14 protein-coding genes and 1 pseudogene are annotated in these 16340 nt (G+C 52.3%); 10 read left to right on the top strand and 5 right to left on the bottom strand.

Features of this window, described 5'->3' with window-relative positions:
- Positions 1-106 precede the first annotated feature (106 nt).
- The 6 genes from ET33_RS29950 (at position 107) to ET33_RS29925 (ending at position 7945) form a co-directional block, all read left to right on the top strand.
- Complete coding sequence (locus ET33_RS29950) at positions 107-1129, top strand: methionine ABC transporter ATP-binding protein (RefSeq protein ID WP_036690763.1); 1023 nt, start codon at positions 107-109, stop codon at positions 1127-1129.
- Positions 1122-1784, top strand: coding sequence for a methionine ABC transporter permease (locus ET33_RS29945; RefSeq protein ID WP_036690760.1), 663 nt, complete (start codon positions 1122-1124; stop codon positions 1782-1784). The genes ET33_RS29950 and ET33_RS29945 overlap by 8 nt, the downstream gene beginning before the upstream one ends.
- A 60-nt stretch (positions 1785-1844) precedes the next feature.
- Positions 1845-2696, top strand: a complete 852-nt coding sequence (locus ET33_RS29940) for a MetQ/NlpA family ABC transporter substrate-binding protein (protein WP_036690757.1) — start codon at positions 1845-1847, stop codon at positions 2694-2696.
- 285 nt (positions 2697-2981) lie between these two features.
- The gene (locus ET33_RS29935; protein ID WP_036690755.1) at positions 2982-4172 is read left to right on the top strand and encodes a GntR family transcriptional regulator; all 1191 of its coding nucleotides are present in this window, start codon (positions 2982-2984) and stop codon (positions 4170-4172) included.
- 226 nt (positions 4173-4398) lie between these two features.
- Complete coding sequence (locus tag ET33_RS29930; protein ID WP_036690753.1) at positions 4399-7602, top strand: alpha-mannosidase; 3204 nt, start codon at positions 4399-4401, stop codon at positions 7600-7602.
- 118 nt (positions 7603-7720) lie between these two features.
- A complete protein-coding gene (locus tag ET33_RS29925; RefSeq protein WP_010493958.1) occupies positions 7721-7945 on the top strand; it encodes a helix-turn-helix domain-containing protein in 225 nt (74 codons plus the stop codon).
- Positions 7946-8291: 346 nt separating this feature from the next.
- Here the strand turns inward: ET33_RS29925 and ET33_RS29920 are convergent, their stop codons facing one another.
- Positions 8292-9530 carry a hypothetical protein gene (locus ET33_RS29920; protein WP_036690751.1) on the bottom strand — a complete coding sequence of 413 codons (1239 nt, stop codon included), beginning with the start codon at positions 9528-9530 and terminating at the stop codon, positions 8292-8294.
- 256 nt (positions 9531-9786) lie between these two features.
- Here ET33_RS29920 and ET33_RS29915 point away from each other — a divergent pair.
- Positions 9787-10010 (top strand): annotated as a pseudogene (locus ET33_RS29915) (helix-turn-helix domain-containing protein).
- A 151-nt stretch (positions 10011-10161) separates the two neighbouring features.
- On the opposite strand, the gene ET33_RS39070 reads toward ET33_RS29915, so the two are convergent.
- From ET33_RS39070 to ET33_RS29905, 3 genes are all read right to left on the bottom strand, one after another.
- Positions 10162-10338: a hypothetical protein gene (locus ET33_RS39070; protein WP_161783579.1), complete on the bottom strand. Its 177-nt coding sequence runs from the start codon at positions 10336-10338 to the stop codon at positions 10162-10164.
- Positions 10339-10445: 107 nt separating this feature from the next.
- The gene (locus ET33_RS29910; RefSeq protein ID WP_036690750.1) at positions 10446-10835 is read right to left on the bottom strand and encodes an aspartyl protease family protein; all 390 of its coding nucleotides are present in this window, start codon (positions 10833-10835) and stop codon (positions 10446-10448) included.
- The gene (locus tag ET33_RS29905; protein ID WP_036690749.1) at positions 10832-11092 is read right to left on the bottom strand and encodes a hypothetical protein; all 261 of its coding nucleotides are present in this window, start codon (positions 11090-11092) and stop codon (positions 10832-10834) included. Before ET33_RS29905 ends, ET33_RS29910 begins: the two co-directional genes overlap by 4 nt.
- A gap of 262 nt (positions 11093-11354) precedes the next feature.
- Between ET33_RS29905 and ET33_RS29900 the strand changes: the two genes are divergently transcribed.
- A complete protein-coding gene (locus ET33_RS29900) occupies positions 11355-12782 on the top strand; it encodes a hypothetical protein (RefSeq protein ID WP_036690748.1) in 1428 nt (475 codons plus the stop codon).
- A gap of 80 nt (positions 12783-12862) precedes the next feature.
- Here the strand turns inward: ET33_RS29900 and ET33_RS29895 are convergent, their stop codons facing one another.
- Positions 12863-14536: a ribonuclease J gene (locus tag ET33_RS29895; RefSeq protein ID WP_036690747.1), complete on the bottom strand. Its 1674-nt coding sequence runs from the start codon at positions 14534-14536 to the stop codon at positions 12863-12865.
- Positions 14537-14854: 318 nt separating this feature from the next.
- Here ET33_RS29895 and ET33_RS29890 point away from each other — a divergent pair, with 318 nt between their 5' ends.
- A complete protein-coding gene (locus ET33_RS29890) occupies positions 14855-15739 on the top strand; it encodes an alpha/beta hydrolase family protein (protein ID WP_036690730.1) in 885 nt (294 codons plus the stop codon).
- The gene (locus tag ET33_RS29885) at positions 15736-16338 is read left to right on the top strand and encodes a glycerol-3-phosphate responsive antiterminator (protein WP_051775809.1); all 603 of its coding nucleotides are present in this window, start codon (positions 15736-15738) and stop codon (positions 16336-16338) included. The genes ET33_RS29890 and ET33_RS29885 overlap by 4 nt, the downstream gene beginning before the upstream one ends.
- Positions 16339-16340: the final 2 nt, after the last annotated feature.

The raw sequence follows: 16340 nt of genomic DNA, 5'->3' as shown, positions 1-16340 counted from the left end.
TGAGTTAAACCGCTAACCCTGTACCTCGTCGTGCAGGGTTTTTTTGCGTAAGCGAACGCGCCCGTTTGACTGAAAAAGGGTCTTTTATTCCGGGGAGGAAGACGATTTGATTCATTTGAAAGGCGTTACGAAAAACTACGATGTCGGGGGCAGACAGGTTACGGCGCTGCGGAATATCGATTTGACGATCCGCAAAGGCGAGATCTTCGGCATCATCGGCCATTCGGGGGCAGGCAAAAGCACGTTGATCCGGACGATCAACATGCTGGAGCGCCCGACAGCCGGGGAAGTCGTCGTGGATGGCGTCGAGATGACGAAGCTGGGCGCCGGCAAGCTGCAATTGGAGCGGCGCTCGATCGGGATGATTTTTCAGCATTTTAACCTGCTGTCGTCCGCGACGGTAGTCGATAATATTGCATTCCCTTTGCGGCTCGCCAAGCTGCCGAAGGAACAGATCGCCCGCAGAGTGGAGGAGCTGATCGGACTCGTCGGATTAATCGGCCACGGAAGCAAATATCCGGCGCAGCTGTCAGGCGGCCAAAAGCAGCGGGTCGGTATCGCCCGCGCGCTGGCGACGAATCCGAAGGTGCTGCTGTGCGACGAGGCGACGTCGGCGCTCGATCCGCAGACGACCGGCGCGATTTTGTCGCTGCTGCTGGATATTAACCGGCAGCTCGGCATTACGATCGTCCTGATTACGCACGAGATGAACGTGATTCGCACGATTTGCGACCGTGTGGCGGTCATTGACGGCGGAGAGATCGTGGAAGAGGGACCGGTGACCGACGTGTTCCTGAAGCCGCAGCATGGGACGACCAGGGAGTTCGTCGCTCAAGTTTCCGATGTGGCTGCGATCGGACTGGAGACTTCCGGGAACGCAGCGGCAGGCAATCGGACGCTTGTCCGGGTGACTTACATCGGCGAACAGACGTACCAGCCGGTATTGTACGAAACGATGCGCGAGACGAACGTGCCGTTCGTTATCCTGCAAGGGACGGTATCGAAGCTCAAGGATACCCCTTACGGACAGCTTGTCGTAGAGCTGCAGGGGCAGGAAGGCGGCGCGGAGCAGGCTATCGCTCTGCTGCGAGGCCGCGGATTGGATGTGGAGGTGATTCAGCATGGATGAACTGCTTAATCTGGATTGGGGAGCGATCGGAGAGGCGACCTACGACACGTTGACGATGCTTGGTCTGTCCATGGTGTTTACCGTGCTGATCGGACTGCCGCTCGGCATCATCCTCTTCGTAACTTCGCGGGGACAGCTTCTTGGGCAGCCTGTAGTGTACGCGCTGCTGTCGCTCGTGGTCAACGTGCTGCGCTCCGTGCCGTTCGTGATTCTAATGATTATGCTGATCCCCTTCACCAGACTGGTCGTCGGCACGTCCCTCGGGGTATCGGGCTCGATCCCGCCGCTGGTCATTGCCGCGGCTCCGTTCTTCGCCCGTCTGGTGGAGACGTCGCTGCGCGAGGTGGACCGCGGCGTCGTGGAAGCCGCGCAATCGATGGGCGCGACGTATTGGCAGATCGTGTCGCGGGTTATGCTGCCTGAAGCACGTCCGGGCTTGATCGCCGGGGCGACGATTACGGCGGTTACGCTCGTATCGTATACGGCCATGTCGGGGGTCATCGGGGGCGGCGGTCTGGGCGACCTGGCGATCCGTTTCGGCTATCAGCGTTTCCAAACGGTCGTGATGATCGTTACCGTGCTTCTCCTGCTCGTGCTGGTTCAAATCCTGCAGTCGCTGGGCGACCGGCTTGTCCGGAAGTTTCAGCGGAAATAAGGATTTTTATATACAAAGGAATTGATACTATACTATACAAAAAGGTGGAGGAATCTTACTATGAAAAAAATGATGATTACCGCATTGTCCGTCGTAATGGCCTTCTCGCTAGCTGCTTGCGGCAGCAAACCCGCTCCGGAATCGGCAGCTTCGCAAACCGGAGGGGCGACGCCGGCTCCCGAGAAAAAAGAAGTGACGCTGAAGGTCGGCGCTAGCGCCTCGCCGCATGCGGAAATTTTGAATTCCGTTAAAGCGAAGCTGAAAGAACAAGGCGTCAACCTGGAAGTAAAAGAATTCACGGATTACGTGCAGCCGAACGTACAGGTGTTCGAGAAGCAGCTGGATGCGAACTTCTTCCAGCATACGCCGTACCTGGAGCAATTCAATAAAGACAAAAACATGAATCTCGTTACCGTGACTGGCGTTCATATCGAACCGTTCGGCGGCTACTCGCAAAAAATTAAAAAGATCGACGAGCTGAAAGACGGCGCAACCGTTGCAATTCCGAGCGATCCGTCCAACGGCGGCCGCGCGCTCGCGCTGCTGGAGAAAAACAACCTGATCAAGCTCAAAGAAGGCGTTGGTGTCAAAGGAACGGTCAGAGACGTCGTCGAAAACAAGAAAAACCTGAAGATCAAAGAGCTGGAAGCCGCTATGCTGCCGCGTACATTGGGTGAAGTCGATCTGGCGCTCATCAACACGAACTACGCGCTCGAAGCGAAGCTTGTACCGACGAAGGATGCGCTGTTCATCGAATCGAACGATTCCCCGTACGTCAACATTCTCGTATCCCGTCCGGACAACAAAGATTCCGACGCGATGCAGAAGCTGGCTAAAGCACTCACGTCCGAAGACGTGAAGAAGTTTATTGAAGACAAGTACAAAGGCGCAGTCGTGCCTGCGTTTAAATAAGCGATAGCGGTAAGCTGAGCGGGGCCTTAGGGTCCCGCTTTTTTGTGCTGTCCGCCAACTAACTTGAATTTATCTGTGGTAAGTCGTATTCTGCATACGAATGGATTGGAGAGGATCCGCCTTTGATGACAGAACAGTTTAGATGATCGGGACGTCGCAGTTGATGAAGTTCATTTTAAAAGGGGATGATTTGTCTGTCGGAGGTGCCTCCTCTGATTTGTCATGCGTTTGAGAGATTTGATATAATTGACATAATGATATTATCGATAGCAGAGGTCGTGACGCATGCAGAGCGAAAGACAGCCCTTGTACGTGCAAATTCAGGAACACTTCAAGCAGCTCATCTCCTCCGGCAAACTGATCGACGGGGACAGGATTCCTTCCGAGAAGGAGCTGATCGCGAGGTTCAACGTCAGCCGGATTACGGTAGCTAATGCACTTGCCCAGCTCGCCAAGGACGGCTGGATTTACCGCATTCCCGGACGCGGCAGCTTCGTCGGCAGCGGAGAGGGCACTTCGATCAGCCCTCAAGCGGGCGATTTACAGGCCAAGAAAGGAGTACAGAGCGTTGCGACCGGTTCCCCTATCGATCGGCCCGAGGCCGGAGTGCGCAGAATGGTCGGTCTTCTCATTCCGTCGATGGACGATTATTTTGCGCTGCGGCTGGTGCAGGGAATCGTGAACGCGCTGAACGATACCGGCTATTATCTGGCTACTGTCCTGACGCATAATTCGAAGGAGAGGGAGCGGGAAGCGATCGTCGAGCTGACCCGCATGGGAGCGGCCGGCTTGATTATTTTCCCGGTCGATGCGGAGACGTATAACGAAGAAATATTGGCGCTCAAAATGAACAAGTTTCCGTTCGTATTGATCGACCGCTACTTGCCCGGAGTGGAGACGAATTTCGTTTGCTCGGACAGCGCGCTTGGCGCCAAATTGGCCGTGTCGCATCTGTGGGAGCTTGGGCACCGGAGAATTGCCATCTGCTCGGACTCGCCGCTGCCGACGGTATCCGTAGACGAACGTATCGCCGGGTACATGGAGGCGCTGAAAGAGCAAGGCGCGATGATCGATCCTTCGCTGATCTTGACGGACTTTCGGATCGACGACTTCCGGCTGGACGAGCGGCACCCGCTGTACCGGCATTTGCAGAGCCAATCGGCCACGGCTTATATCGCGCTAAACGCGAAGCTCGGCATTCATCTGGCGATTCTGGCCCGGCAGCTCGGGCTTCGTGCGCCCGACGATCTGTCCATCCTGACGTTCGACGATCCTTCTCCAGGGCTGGAAGAGCCCGGGCGGTATACGCACGTTGCCCAATCGGAAGGGGAGATCGGAAGCAAAGCGGCGGAAATTTTGATCCGACTGCTGGACCGCCCGCAGGACAAAGACAAGGACAACGGGCAGTACACGAAAATTATCTTAAGACCCGAACTTGTCGTAAGAGGATCGACTGGACCCGTAAAGCTTTCCTAACTTTCAGCAAGTTTGGTGGCAGATTGCGTAGTGGGAGCGGACCTTTTTTAGCTCTTGCTGTCCTCCCCATCATGCAGTGTTTGCAAGTCCCCGCCAAGATGCATGCTTGGCGGGGGCTTTTTGCCGTGTGTACAATTTAAATTTTATAGCAAATATGCATATTGATAATATATTTGATATATCGTACATTGAAAGTATATCTTAGCGATAGAAAAGGAGAACGGACATGAGATTCGTACAAGAAAAGCTAGAGCGCCGCATCAACGAATTGGCGCACGCCAGATACCGGGATCGGTTGCCGTTGACCGGCATTCGCATTGTGGAGCAGGCCGCTTCCCCGCAGGAGGCCCGGGAGCAAGCCGGAACACTTGTATCGGTCGGCATCCGCTGGGGAGGACGCGACCAGACCGCTTGGTTCGTGGGCGCGCTAACGTTCCCGGAGGCATGGAAGGATCGGGACGTCGTAGGCCTGATCCGGCTCGGCAACACAGGCGGAGGCAATTGCAGCGGATACGAGGCGCTCGCTTATTTGGACGGGGAGCCAGCGCAGGCGTTGGATCGGAACCATGGAGAGCTGTTTATCCCGGCTGAAGCAGTCAATAAGGGCGGCACGGAGCTGATCATTCAAGCCTGGAGCGGCTTGACGCCGCCGGATGCAGGACATCAGCCGTTCGACCACCGGATCGACGAGCTGGACCTCGCTTGGCTCGACCCGGCCACGGACGACTTGTATTATACGGCGCTGCATGTACTGCAAGCGGTGCGCTGCCTGGAGGACCGCAGCAGCGAGAAGCACGGCATGCTGTCGGCGCTCGACGATGCGTTCCAACTGCTGGATTGGCGCGCGCCGGGCTCGGACGCTTTTTACGCTGCTACGGAACAGGCTTTGGCGCTGCTCAAGCAGCGGCTGGAAGAGCTGCCGCGTGGGGTGCGGCCGCAGGTGACGGCGGTCGGACACTGCCATATCGACGTCGCTTGGCTGTGGAGATTGAAGCATACGCGCGAGAAATCCGCCCGCTCTTGGTCGACCGTGCTGCAGCTGATGGACCGCTATCCGGAATATATTTTTTTCCAATCCCAGCCGCAGCTTTACGCTTATTTGAAGGAAGACTACCCGGCGATCTATGAGAAAATCAAACAGCGCGTGGCAGAGAACCGCTGGGAAGCGTCCGGAGCGATGTGGCTGGAGTCGGATTGCAACATTCCTTCCGGCGAATCGCTTGTCCGACAGCTGCTGTACGGAAAGCGGTTTTTCCGCGAAGAATTCGGCGTGGACAACCGGATTTTGTGGCTGCCCGACGTGTTCGGCTACAGTTGGGCGCTGCCGCAAATTTTGAAGAAGGCCGGCATCGATTACTTTATGACCACCAAAATCAGCTGGAGCCAATATAATCGCTTCCCGCACGATACGTTCCATTGGCGGGGCATCGACGGTACGGAGCTGCTGACCCATTTTATTACGACGCCCAACAACGACGGCAGCTGGTACTACACCTACAACGGCAACGTGACCGCGTCCAGCGTGCAGGGGCTATGGGACAACTACCGGCAAAAGGAACTAAACGACCAACTGCTGCTCGCCTACGGATGGGGCGACGGAGGCGGAGGGCCGACGCGCGACATGCTGGAGGCGGTGCGGCGCTTTGAGGACATGCCGGCGATGCCGCAGGTGCGTCAAGGCCGGGTGGAGGAGTTTTTCGAGGCACTCGATGACCGGGTATCCGATCACCCGCGGCTGCCGTTATGGGATGGGGAGCTATACCTGGAATACCACCGCGGCACGTATACGTCGCAAGCCTACAACAAGCGGATGAACCGCCGGATGGAGGCGCTGCTGCACCAAGCGGAATTCGTCAACAGCCTTGCGATGCTGCTGAACGGCAGCCATGCGTATCCGGTTGAAACGCTGCGGAAGAGCTGGATCATTACGCTCCGCAACCAGTTCCACGATATTATCCCGGGCTCCTCGATCGGCGAAGTATACGAGGATAGCCGCGAAGAGTACGCGGAAGCGGAGCAATTGGCGATCGCGGCTTTGGAGCAAGGCACTCAGGCGATCGCAGGCGGTCGTGGACAAGACGGAGCTGCGGCGGAGGAGGTTGTCGGTTATCGGGTGATCAACCCGTTAGGCTGGGAACGGTCGGCGCTTGTGGAAATTCCTTCGGACGCCCTCCCTGCGTCTGCCGAGCAGTTCGCATGGTTCTCGCCAAGCGGCGAAGCGCTGGAAAGTCAGCTTGTTCGCGGTGCCGACGGACAGGCTGTCTCGATGCTCGTTCATACGCCGAACGTTCCGGCATTAGGCTATACGACCATCGTTGGCAAAAATACGAACAGCGCTCCGGCGGCAAGCAGCGACGTGTGGAGCATCGGCGAACGGCTGCTGGAGACGCCTTTTTATCGGATTGAGCTTAACGGCAGCGGCCAGATCGTATCGTTGTACGATAAGAGGAACGCGCGGGAAGTGCTCAAGCCGGGCGAAGCGGCCAACGTGCTGCAGGTGTTCGAGGATAAACCGATGGCGCACGACGCCTGGGATATCGACATCTACTATCAAGAGAAGAGCTGGATCGTCGATGAGCTGACCGAAGCCGTCGTGGAGGAGCAGGGGCCGCTGCGGGCCGTGCTTAAGCTCGTATGGCGTTACCACCGCTCTGTCATTGAGCAGAAAATGACGCTGTACCGCGACCATCCGCGCATCGATTTTTGCACCCGGGTCGATTGGCGCGAGAAGCAGCACCTGCTCAAGGCGGCATTCCCGGTTGATGTGCGGTCGACGAAGGCAACATACGAGATTCAGTTCGGCAACGTCGAACGGCCGACGCACTGGAACACGAGCTGGGATTGGGCCCGGTTCGAATCGGTGGCGCAGCGCTGGGTTGATCTGTCCGAGGGAGGCTACGGCGTCAGCTTGTTGAACGATTGCAAGTACGGCCACGATATCCGCAATCATGTGCTGCGTCTAAGCCTTATCAAGTCGGCGGTATCGCCAGATCCGGAAGCCGATCAGGGGCTGCACGAATTTACTTATTCGCTTTATCCACATAAAAACGGTTGGCTGGAGGCGGACACGCACCGTCAGGCGTGCGAGCTCAACCTGCCGCTGCTTCCGGTGCAGTTGGCCGGAGCGGCGCATACGGACGGCCTTCCAGAGCAGTTGGGGCTGTTCCGCGTCGATGGCTATCACGTCATGATCGATACGGTCAAAAAAGCCGAAGACGACGAGACGTTCATCGTCCGTTTGTACGAGTACGGCGGCATTCGGGGAGACGTCCGGTTTTGCGCGGATGCGCGGATCGGGGAGTTCGTCTCCGTGGAAGAGACGAACCTGATGGAGGAGCAGCCGCAAGCGGTGGAGCACGGTCCGCATGAGGTCAGGCTGTTCATGAAGCCGTACGAGATCAAGACGCTCCGGGTCGCTCTAAAAGCTTAGCGCGAAGCCCATTTTTAAGTGCGAACGCACCAGCAAGTGCTGCCTTTCATAAACTGAATTTGACTGTATCCCTAGACCTTGTAATGAAACCAAAACCCGGGCAAGGAGGGGTGACACTTTGAAAGGCAGCGATCACAAAAGTAAATTTTTGCTCACCAATCGCGAACGTGAGGTCTTTGAACTGCTCGTGCAGGACAAAACAACAAAAGATATCGCACAGCAGCTGTTTATTAGCGAAAAGACAGTCCGAAACCATATTTCCAACGTCATGCAGAAGTTAAATGTCAAAGGCCGTTCGCAAGCCGTTGTCGAGCTGATCAAGCTTGGGGAACTGCAGATTTGAAGCATTCGCGAAGCAACCACACCAGCCTTCTTTTTCCGCTTTCCTTCCGGGGAAGCGCGGGAAGAGGGCTATTTGGTTTTTGGGTTTTTTTTTCACAGCACCACCAGCATGAACAATGGATTTTTCCTTTAGAAATGCTGCCGGCATGCTTGAAGATCCATCTCCACTGTGCGGCAAACCGCTTTTTGCGTTGAATGACCCTCTTTCTGTGATGCCGAAAGGATCGGTGGATTATCAATTTGTGGAAAAATATGTATATTCGCTATCTTGATTATATATGTGATGCCGAATGGTGATTAGTCTCCTTATTTGAGCTGACCAGGAGCGAAAATAGTGGTTCTGGTTTTTATTTATTATTAATTTTTATCACATTTCCAACTGAATCAATAAGCTTAGGAAGGTCTATCGGTGATATACCTAGATTCTTCTCACTATCTTTGCTAGATTCAGGACGAACACCAGTGAATATACGATCGACCAGTTGCTTTTTAATTTCTTTTCGTTCATCCTCTTCAAATATTTCTATATACGGATCAATTGTGGCGATTTGAAGTTGCATGTTACGATTCTCACGTTCAATCTGCTCCTGTCTAGCTGCTTGTCTCGCGAAATAAGTTACAGCGGCTCCAATTGCAATAGTTACAGTCCATTTACTTGCAAAACTTTGCCATGTAAACTGTGCAGTACTATGAAGGGAGTTCCAATAAGCACTGATCATTAGTAATACAAACAAAAGTCCGGTTATTGTATAAAAAACAATTTTTGTCCTCCAAGCTCTGTCAGCTTCACGTTTATATCCAGCAGCGTGGCTATCAATTGATAAGGTGCCCAATATTTGTTTTGCCTTCTCGCTGTAAGATCCTAGATCGTGAAGAATCTCTTCAGCATTTAGTCTATGAACTTCTCTATCATTCTCGATTTGATCGGACTGTTCCTTGAATTTGACCATTAATTTGTTAAACTCGTTTTGCTGAGAATCGTTTAGTTCCTCTAAGAAATTTTCAAATCTTTTTTTACGGGTTGCTTCTATGTTGTCATATTCTCTTTGGATTGAGGAAAGAATGTTAGTTAGTCGTTGCTGTTCAGAACTGATACTTCCTGCTAAAGAGTCTATTTCTTCACGATTAGTTTTAATAAGTTCCCAGGTTTCTTCGGCCTCTTTTGAAGTATGCCTTAAGTGTTGGGCTAAGGATTGCCTAAATGAAATAGCAGAATCTCTAATACTGTCGATTTCATTTTCTTTTAAAGGGAAATATATCATTCCTAAACTATTACATAGAGAATCAACATAAGAAAGAGCATTAATTATCTGAGCGTTATTACACGAATTCTTGAAGTCTACTAAATATGATGTTATGTTCTGAACATTATTACTAATGTTATCGATGGTGTTTGTTGCTAGTAAAAAGGGATCAGTTTTTTCAATAATAGTGTTCAGGACATTTAAAACAGTATGAATTCTATTCATTTGTAATTCCTGATCCGCCGTAATTCCATCCATTTTGCTGATCTCTGATATTACCTGGTTACATTCACGTATTTTATCACGAACGGGATGGTTTTGAAGGACTTCTGCATGACTCATCTATTGAGCTCCTTTTAGAATTTACTTAAATTCCACCTTATAACAATTGTACCATACATTTAGTGTCTTCTATGTTCTAAATTTTATAACTTATGTTTGATGCAAATTTGATGCAAAAAGAGCAGACGAAAGGGAATTTTCAGGAGTGTATAGGTGAACGGGGGGATATAAAAAAGGGCAAACCCCCATAAACAAAGGTAATTGAGGGTAAAATAAGTGGTTCTAGGTGAAACGAGATTAAAGGGTACTTTTGCCTTTGAAAGGCAGCGATCACAAAAGTAAATTTTTGCTCACCAATCGCGAACGTGAGGTCTTTGACTGCTCATGCAGGACAAAACGACAAAAGATATCGCACAGCAGCTGTTTATTAGCGAAAAAACAGTCCGAAACCATATTTCTAACGTCATGCAGAAGTTAAATGTCAAAGGCCATTCGCAAGCCGTTGTCGAGCTGATCAAGCTTGGGGAACTGCAGATTTGAAGCATTCGCGAAGCAACCACACCAGCCTTCTTTTTCCGCTTTCCTTCCGGGGAAGCGCGGGAAGAGGGCTATTTGGTTTTTGGGTGGGGCAGCGCTTGTTTCATAATACTGAGTTAGTAATCCGAATCCTGGAGCTGTTGCTTGCAGTCCGTTATTCTGGCTTGCTCTGATTTGGGATAGCCAAGCCGAGGGTTTTTTTCACACCACCGCCAGCATGAACAATGGATTTTTCCTTTTGAAAAGCTGCCGGCATGCTTGAAGATCCATCCCCACTGTGCGGCAAACCGCTTTTTGCGTTGAATGACCCTCTTTCTGTGATGCCGAACATAGGCTTGACTTCGATTGGTTCGGTAAGGCCTTATGACCATCACGCCTTCTTGGGAAAAGACTCAGCCCGCAGGAAAGTCCAAGGTTAAATGTTGCTACGGGCAGAGCTTAATTGGAGTAAACAATCCGCATCATTTCAAAGTCGGCTTTTAATCTTGCTTTTATCATAAAATCAATGCCTAATATGCCATCGAAGCCATAGGGTTCTTGAACGGAACCGAGTTGAATAGGAAATGTATCCAAGTGAATATGCTCAATTTTCAAATCAGGAATGATTTGTTCGTAACATATTTCGCTTGTTCCGCCCACACCGTACATCCTTTTGGCTCTGCCATGAATAAAATCAATGTGAATGCAGATTTGGGAGAGTAAATCCGTATCAAACACAGTGGCCGCACATCCTGTATCGAACAAAACGTTTGGCAGTATAACAGATTGTTCGTGATGCATTAAGGTCAAGGAAACAATAGGCAGCCCATTGTGGAGGCGTATCTTCATGAGCGCTGCCGAACCCCTGAGAAAAACTCTTCCACAACCTCCACATCGGTTCGGCTGGTGTGGAATACGTATAATTCACGCGAAGGATACAGTTTGTGAAAATGTTTATAACCGCTCCAAGCTTCTTGCGGATTATCGTAATCCTGAATAACCGCCATATCTTCAAGACTGCGCACACGATTGCTGGAACTGGCTTTAATCGCCTCGACTAACACAAAACGACTCGGATGCAGTTCGGCAATTTCCTCCCATTTCATCCGCCTCACCTCGCTTGATCTGCTTTTTTTAAGTATATCATAACTTGGAGCGGGAAGGGTTTGATGAATATGAACATATGGATGAAACTGGAGAAATAAAAGGTCAGGAGTTGATTTTGTAAATAACATTTAAGATCGCACTGACCAATTGAGGCTTTTTATTAAACTGTGCCAAAATTTACATGAATTTGGTGAAGCATATGGCCGATATATACAGAGTTGTTTGAATCAAGCCCATGTGAAATTGAAAGGAAGCTACTTTATGCAAAGCAGATTTTTCAGCCAAACGATGAAATGCTTAATGATCATGGTATTCTTGGCGGCAGCCGTAGGCTGCGAGAAGTCAACGGAGGATAAACCGGGGGCAACACAGAAAGACGCAAGCAATCAATTGGAAGACACTAAACAAAATGCGGAAGCATCGCAACCGCAAGCTCGAGCGCAAACCCAAGCTCCATCTCCATCCCAACTACCGTCCGAGCCGCAATCCAAGGCTCAGCCTGAGCCGCAGCAGACTGGGGCGGCGCAAGATATCCGTAACCTTTCTTCTCTCATTCCGGCCGGTAAAGCACTCTCGCTTCTGAGTAACGGTCAGAAGGCCATCGCCCGCGGAGACCTCAACAAAGACGGAATGGACGATCTGGCCATCATCGTAGAAGATCCCAAGGATTCCATGACGGAAAGGGATTTAATTTTATTTTTTGGAAACGCAGCAGGAGCTTACGAACAATCGATCTACGCCAAAGAAGCCATTTTATGTAAAGACTGCGGGGGTGTTTTCGGAGAGCCGTTAGAGGAGCTTTCCATAAAAAATAATACGCTCCTCTTTAGCTTCCACGGAGGGTCAAGCGATCGGTGGTATTCGAAGTACCGCTTTCAATACCGGGATCGGGACTGGGTTTTGATAGGCTATACGGGCGGCAGTTACCATACGATGGACGTTTATCGGGGGGAGGAAGAAGACATCAATTTGCTGACCGGAGATTTTATCCTCAAAAAGAGCGACAAAAACGATCCGGGCGGCAAGCTGATTCAAACCGAGAAGGGGAAGCGGCCCAAGCGCAAGCTTGTCAAGTTAGGCGAGTTCAAAGGGAAGATCTACGATGAGACGGTCATCGAGCGTGTGGAGGCAGACAAAGGCAACCGCGATATTACTCCGTCTCCCGACAGGCAATTTGTCTTTTTTACCAAGGAGAAGAACGAAACCAATTTCATCTGGAATATCGACGAGGCGCAGCCCAAGGAAATCATAGGGATTGCTTCCAGAGTCGGTTATGCCATTTGGTCGCCGAACAGTAAATGGCTGATGGTCGATTCGGGTACTTCGCCAATCCGTACGGGGCAGCTCGTTGACCCGGCAAGCGGTAAAATTATACTGGAAGTAAGCTACTTAGGCGCAGGGCAAATCTCTTTTTCACCCGACAATTCCAGGCTGCTGTATGCTCGTGGTTCCGAGGACCTTCCCTCGATTAAAGACCGCCATGTTGACGGAGGCCGCATAAGCGTTATCGTGCTGGATCTCGGCACAGGTAAGGAGAAGATCGTAAAGCAGGGTACGGAAACCTTCGATTATGATTTTCCGGAATGGAAGGACGATCATCAAATCTCTTATACGAAGACAACAAACAGCGTAGCGCAAGGAAAACTTCTCCATACGGATATCCAAGAAACGATGAAGCTTGAAGAATAATCCCCGACAAAAAATACCCTCATCCCGCAAAGGATAGAGGGTATTTGCTCGTTGTAAGTGGACTGGTTGGTTTGGTTCGATCAAACTTCCATAATAATCGGAAGAATCATCGGCTTTCTTCTGGTTCGCTCATATAAGAATCGTCCTAGCGCATCTTTTACATTTGATTTTATCGTAGACCATTGGTTCTCATTCTCGTGAGTTAATTTGTTGATCGTATTGGACACTATGCGGCTTGCATCGTCGAGCAAGCCTTCCGATTCGCGGACGTATACGAAGCCGCGGGAGATGATATCGGGTCCGGAGAGGATCGTGCCTTCCTGTTTGCTGATCGAAACGACAACAATCAGGATGCCGTCTTGAGACAAGTGCTTACGGTCTCGCAGGACGATATTTCCGACGTCACCGATGCCTAAGCCGTCGATGAGGGTGTTGCCGGCAGGAACTTTGCCGCGTTTGCGGGCCGCGCCGTTCTGGATTTCAACGACTTCGCCGTTGTCGACGATAAAGATGTTGGCCGGGTCGACGCCGACCGCTTGCGCCAGCGTGCTGTGCTGACGGAGCATCCGGTATTCCCCGTGAATCGGGATGAAAAATTTCGGACGCATCAGATTGATCATCAGCTTCAATTCTTCCTGGCTGGCATGTCCGGAAACGTGCATGCCCGTCAGCGAGCCGGAGCCGTAGATGACGTGGGCACCGAGGCGGAACAGCTCGTCGACCGTCCGTCCGATATTTCTTTCGTTCCCCGGAATCGGCGTGGCCGAGATGATGACCGTGTCTCCGGGGAGAATTTCCACCTGCTTGTGGTTCGAGCGGGCCATCCGGGTCAGCGCCGACATTGGCTCGCCCTGGCTGCCCGTACACAGAATAACGATGCGGTCAGCCGCATATTTATTCACTTCGTTCGGCTCGATCAGCATGCCGTCCGGAATGTTCAGATATCCGAGCTCGGAGGCGATGGTAATCATATTGACCATGCTGCGTCCGATGACGACCAGCTTCCGGTTCGAAGCGATGCCCGCTTCGATGACCTGCTGAAGCCTGTGTACATTGGAGGCAAAGGTAGACACGATCACCCGCTGGCGAGCGGTCCGGAATACGTCCTCCAGATTGACGCCGACGCTTTTTTCCGAAGGGGTGAACCCTGGACGCTCCGCATTCGTGCTCTCGGAGAGCAGCGCGAGGACGCCTTTTTTGCCGATATCCGACATGCGGTGAAGGTCGGCATATTGGCCGTTAACGGGCGTTTGGTCGAATTTAAAATCGCCGGTGTGAACGACTGCGCCTTCGGGGGTATCAAGCACGACCCCAAGGCTGTCCGGGATACTGTGATTCGTTTTGAAGAACGAAGCGACAATTGTTCCGAACTTTAATACGGAATCCGCGTGAATTAACACCCGTTCCGTCGAACCCAGCAGCCCGTGTTCTTTTAATTTCCCTTCAATAAGTCCCATCGTCAGCTTGCTCGCATAGACGGGCATATTGAGCTGCTTGAGGATATAAGGCAACCCGCCAATATGATCCTCATGACCATGCGTAATGACGAGCGCCTTGACTTTATTCCGGTTCTCGATCAGATAGGAGATATCCGGTACGATAATATCGATGCCGGGCAGCTCCACATCCGGGAATTTCGAACCGCAATCAATGACAATAATGTCGTCTGCGTATTGTACCACATACATGTTTTTGCCAATTTCGCCTACGCCGCCCAAGGCAAAAATGGACAACTTTTTTTCTGAACTAGCCAAGTTAGACCTCCTCGATGGAATTGACGACGAACATACAAATCAAACTCAAAAGATCCGAACCAGTCACTTGCTTTTATTATAACACAACTCCCGGAAAAAAAGTAAATGTTGGTCGAACCGTTGAGAAAGGCGCGTTTTTTTGTCCCGGACCGATGGATCGGGGAGGATTCGTGGTGCGGGACAAAGAGAGCATGGCAAATGCCGGCGCTTTTGATACAATGGAAAGGAAATGCAGCAGCCAGGCACGGCACAAAAGACGGAAGGGCTGTACAGCAGCCGTTATTCCATATAATTCAATGTATTCAAGGAGGAATTCTTATGAGCGAGCAAGCATCCGAATTGCGGCAGTGGCGATTCGAGCAGCCGATTGACGCCGAGCTTACCCTTCGGGGCGAAGTAATGGTACAGGAGACGGCAGACGGAGGGCCGGTGCCCGTCGTGATCATGGCGCACGGCTTTAAAAGCTTCATGGATTGGGGCTTTCAGCCTTATGCCGCCGCCGAGCTGGCCCGCCGCGGATGTTACGTCATCCGGTTTAATTTTTCCTGCAACGGGGTGAACGAGCGGGATTTCGACGAGCTGGACAAATTCGCCGTAAATACGTACTCTCGCGAGCAGGCAGATCTGGCGGTCGTCTGGGAGCTGCTGCAGGAGAAGCGGCTGCCCTTTGCGGAGCAGGCGGATACCGGCCGGGTTGCCTTGCTCGGCCACAGCCGTGGGGGCGGAGACAGCATCGTGTTTGCCGCGGAGCACCCGGATGTGCAGGCCGTTGTTACGTGGAACGGCATCGCTTCGGCCGACCTCTTCGACGACGCGTTCAAGGAAGAACTCGCCCGTAATGGCGTCGCCTACGTGGCGAACGCGCGGACGGGGCAGAACATGCCGATTCGGCAAACGTTCTACGATGATTTGAAGCAAAATGCGGAACGCTTCGATATTACCGCGCGGCTTACTGGGCTGAAGACTCCGGTGCTGTCCGTACAGGGCGACGCGGACTCCGACCGGCTGAAGGAGGGCTTCCACAGGCTGCGCGAAGCCGCTCCGAACCAATCGTTCGTGACGATTGCAGGGGGGACGCATACGTTCGGCGCGGTTCATCCGTTTGCCGGAACGACCCCGCAGCTTGAGGAAGCGCTCGAAGCGACTGTGCGTTTCCTGGACGGCCGGATGCGCGGTGCCGGCGAAAGGGGCAGGCAGGGTTGAACGCAGAACGAAAAGCCGGGACATCGGTCCCGGCTCCATCGGATTTTTACGGACAGCGGATTCTTCCCGCCGTACGCAAGCTGAAGGATTTGGAGCATTTGCTCGCATCCTCCTATGTTTGGATCGTCCTGCTGGACAGCCATGTGTCGCAGCTGATGAGCGTCGCGCAGCTTGTCCGGCAGCATAAAAAGCAGCTGCTGGTGCACGTGGATTTGATTCACGGCTTGAAAAACGACGATTATGCGATCGAGTTTTTATGCCAATCCATGCGGCCGGGGGGCATCATCTCCACCCGAAGCAGCGCCGTAGCGACGGCGAAGAAGCATAAAGTACTCGGCATTCAGCGGCACTTCCTGCTCGACTCGATTGCGCTAGACACGACCTACCGGCTGTCGGAGAAGGTGGCGCCCGACTACATTGAAGTGATGCCGGGCGTGATGCCGCATATTATCGCCGAGATGCACAGCAAGCTCGACATTCCGATTCTGGCCGGCGGATTGATCCGGACGAACGAAGATGTCGAGCTTGCACTCGGCTCCGGCGCGGTAGCCGTCACCACGTCCCGCAGGGAGCTGTGGGACGCTTATGCACCGGTGTAGCG

The organism is Paenibacillus tyrphae (assembly GCF_000722545.1).
In the GTDB taxonomy this organism is placed as follows: domain Bacteria; phylum Bacillota; class Bacilli; order Paenibacillales; family NBRC-103111; genus Paenibacillus_G; species Paenibacillus_G tyrfis.
Note: the sequence above shows the minus strand (reverse complement) of the source record. Positions and strands in the feature narration are given on the sequence as shown.

Excerpts from the sequence above, each read along its gene's own strand:
- ET33_RS29930 (WP_036690753.1), top strand. The coding sequence starts at position 4,399 with ATGAGATTCGTACAAGAAAAGCTAGAGCGCCGCATCAACGAATTGGCG.
- ET33_RS29920 (WP_036690751.1), bottom strand. The coding sequence starts at position 9,530 with ATGAGTCATGCAGAAGTCCTTCAAAACCATCCCGTTCGTGATAAAATA.
- ET33_RS29900 (WP_036690748.1), top strand. The coding sequence starts at position 11,355 with ATGCAAAGCAGATTTTTCAGCCAAACGATGAAATGCTTAATGATCATG.
- ET33_RS29945 (WP_036690760.1), top strand. The coding sequence starts at position 1,122 with ATGGATGAACTGCTTAATCTGGATTGGGGAGCGATCGGAGAGGCGACC.
- ET33_RS39070 (WP_161783579.1), bottom strand. The coding sequence starts at position 10,338 with ATGTTCGGCATCACAGAAAGAGGGTCATTCAACGCAAAAAGCGGTTTG.
- ET33_RS29890 (WP_036690730.1), top strand. The coding sequence starts at position 14,855 with ATGAGCGAGCAAGCATCCGAATTGCGGCAGTGGCGATTCGAGCAGCCG.
- ET33_RS29910 (WP_036690750.1), bottom strand. The coding sequence starts at position 10,835 with ATGAAGATACGCCTCCACAATGGGCTGCCTATTGTTTCCTTGACCTTA.
- ET33_RS29935 (WP_036690755.1), top strand. The coding sequence starts at position 2,982 with ATGCAGAGCGAAAGACAGCCCTTGTACGTGCAAATTCAGGAACACTTC.
- ET33_RS29905 (WP_036690749.1), bottom strand. The coding sequence starts at position 11,092 with ATGAAATGGGAGGAAATTGCCGAACTGCATCCGAGTCGTTTTGTGTTA.
- ET33_RS29940 (WP_036690757.1), top strand. The coding sequence starts at position 1,845 with ATGAAAAAAATGATGATTACCGCATTGTCCGTCGTAATGGCCTTCTCG.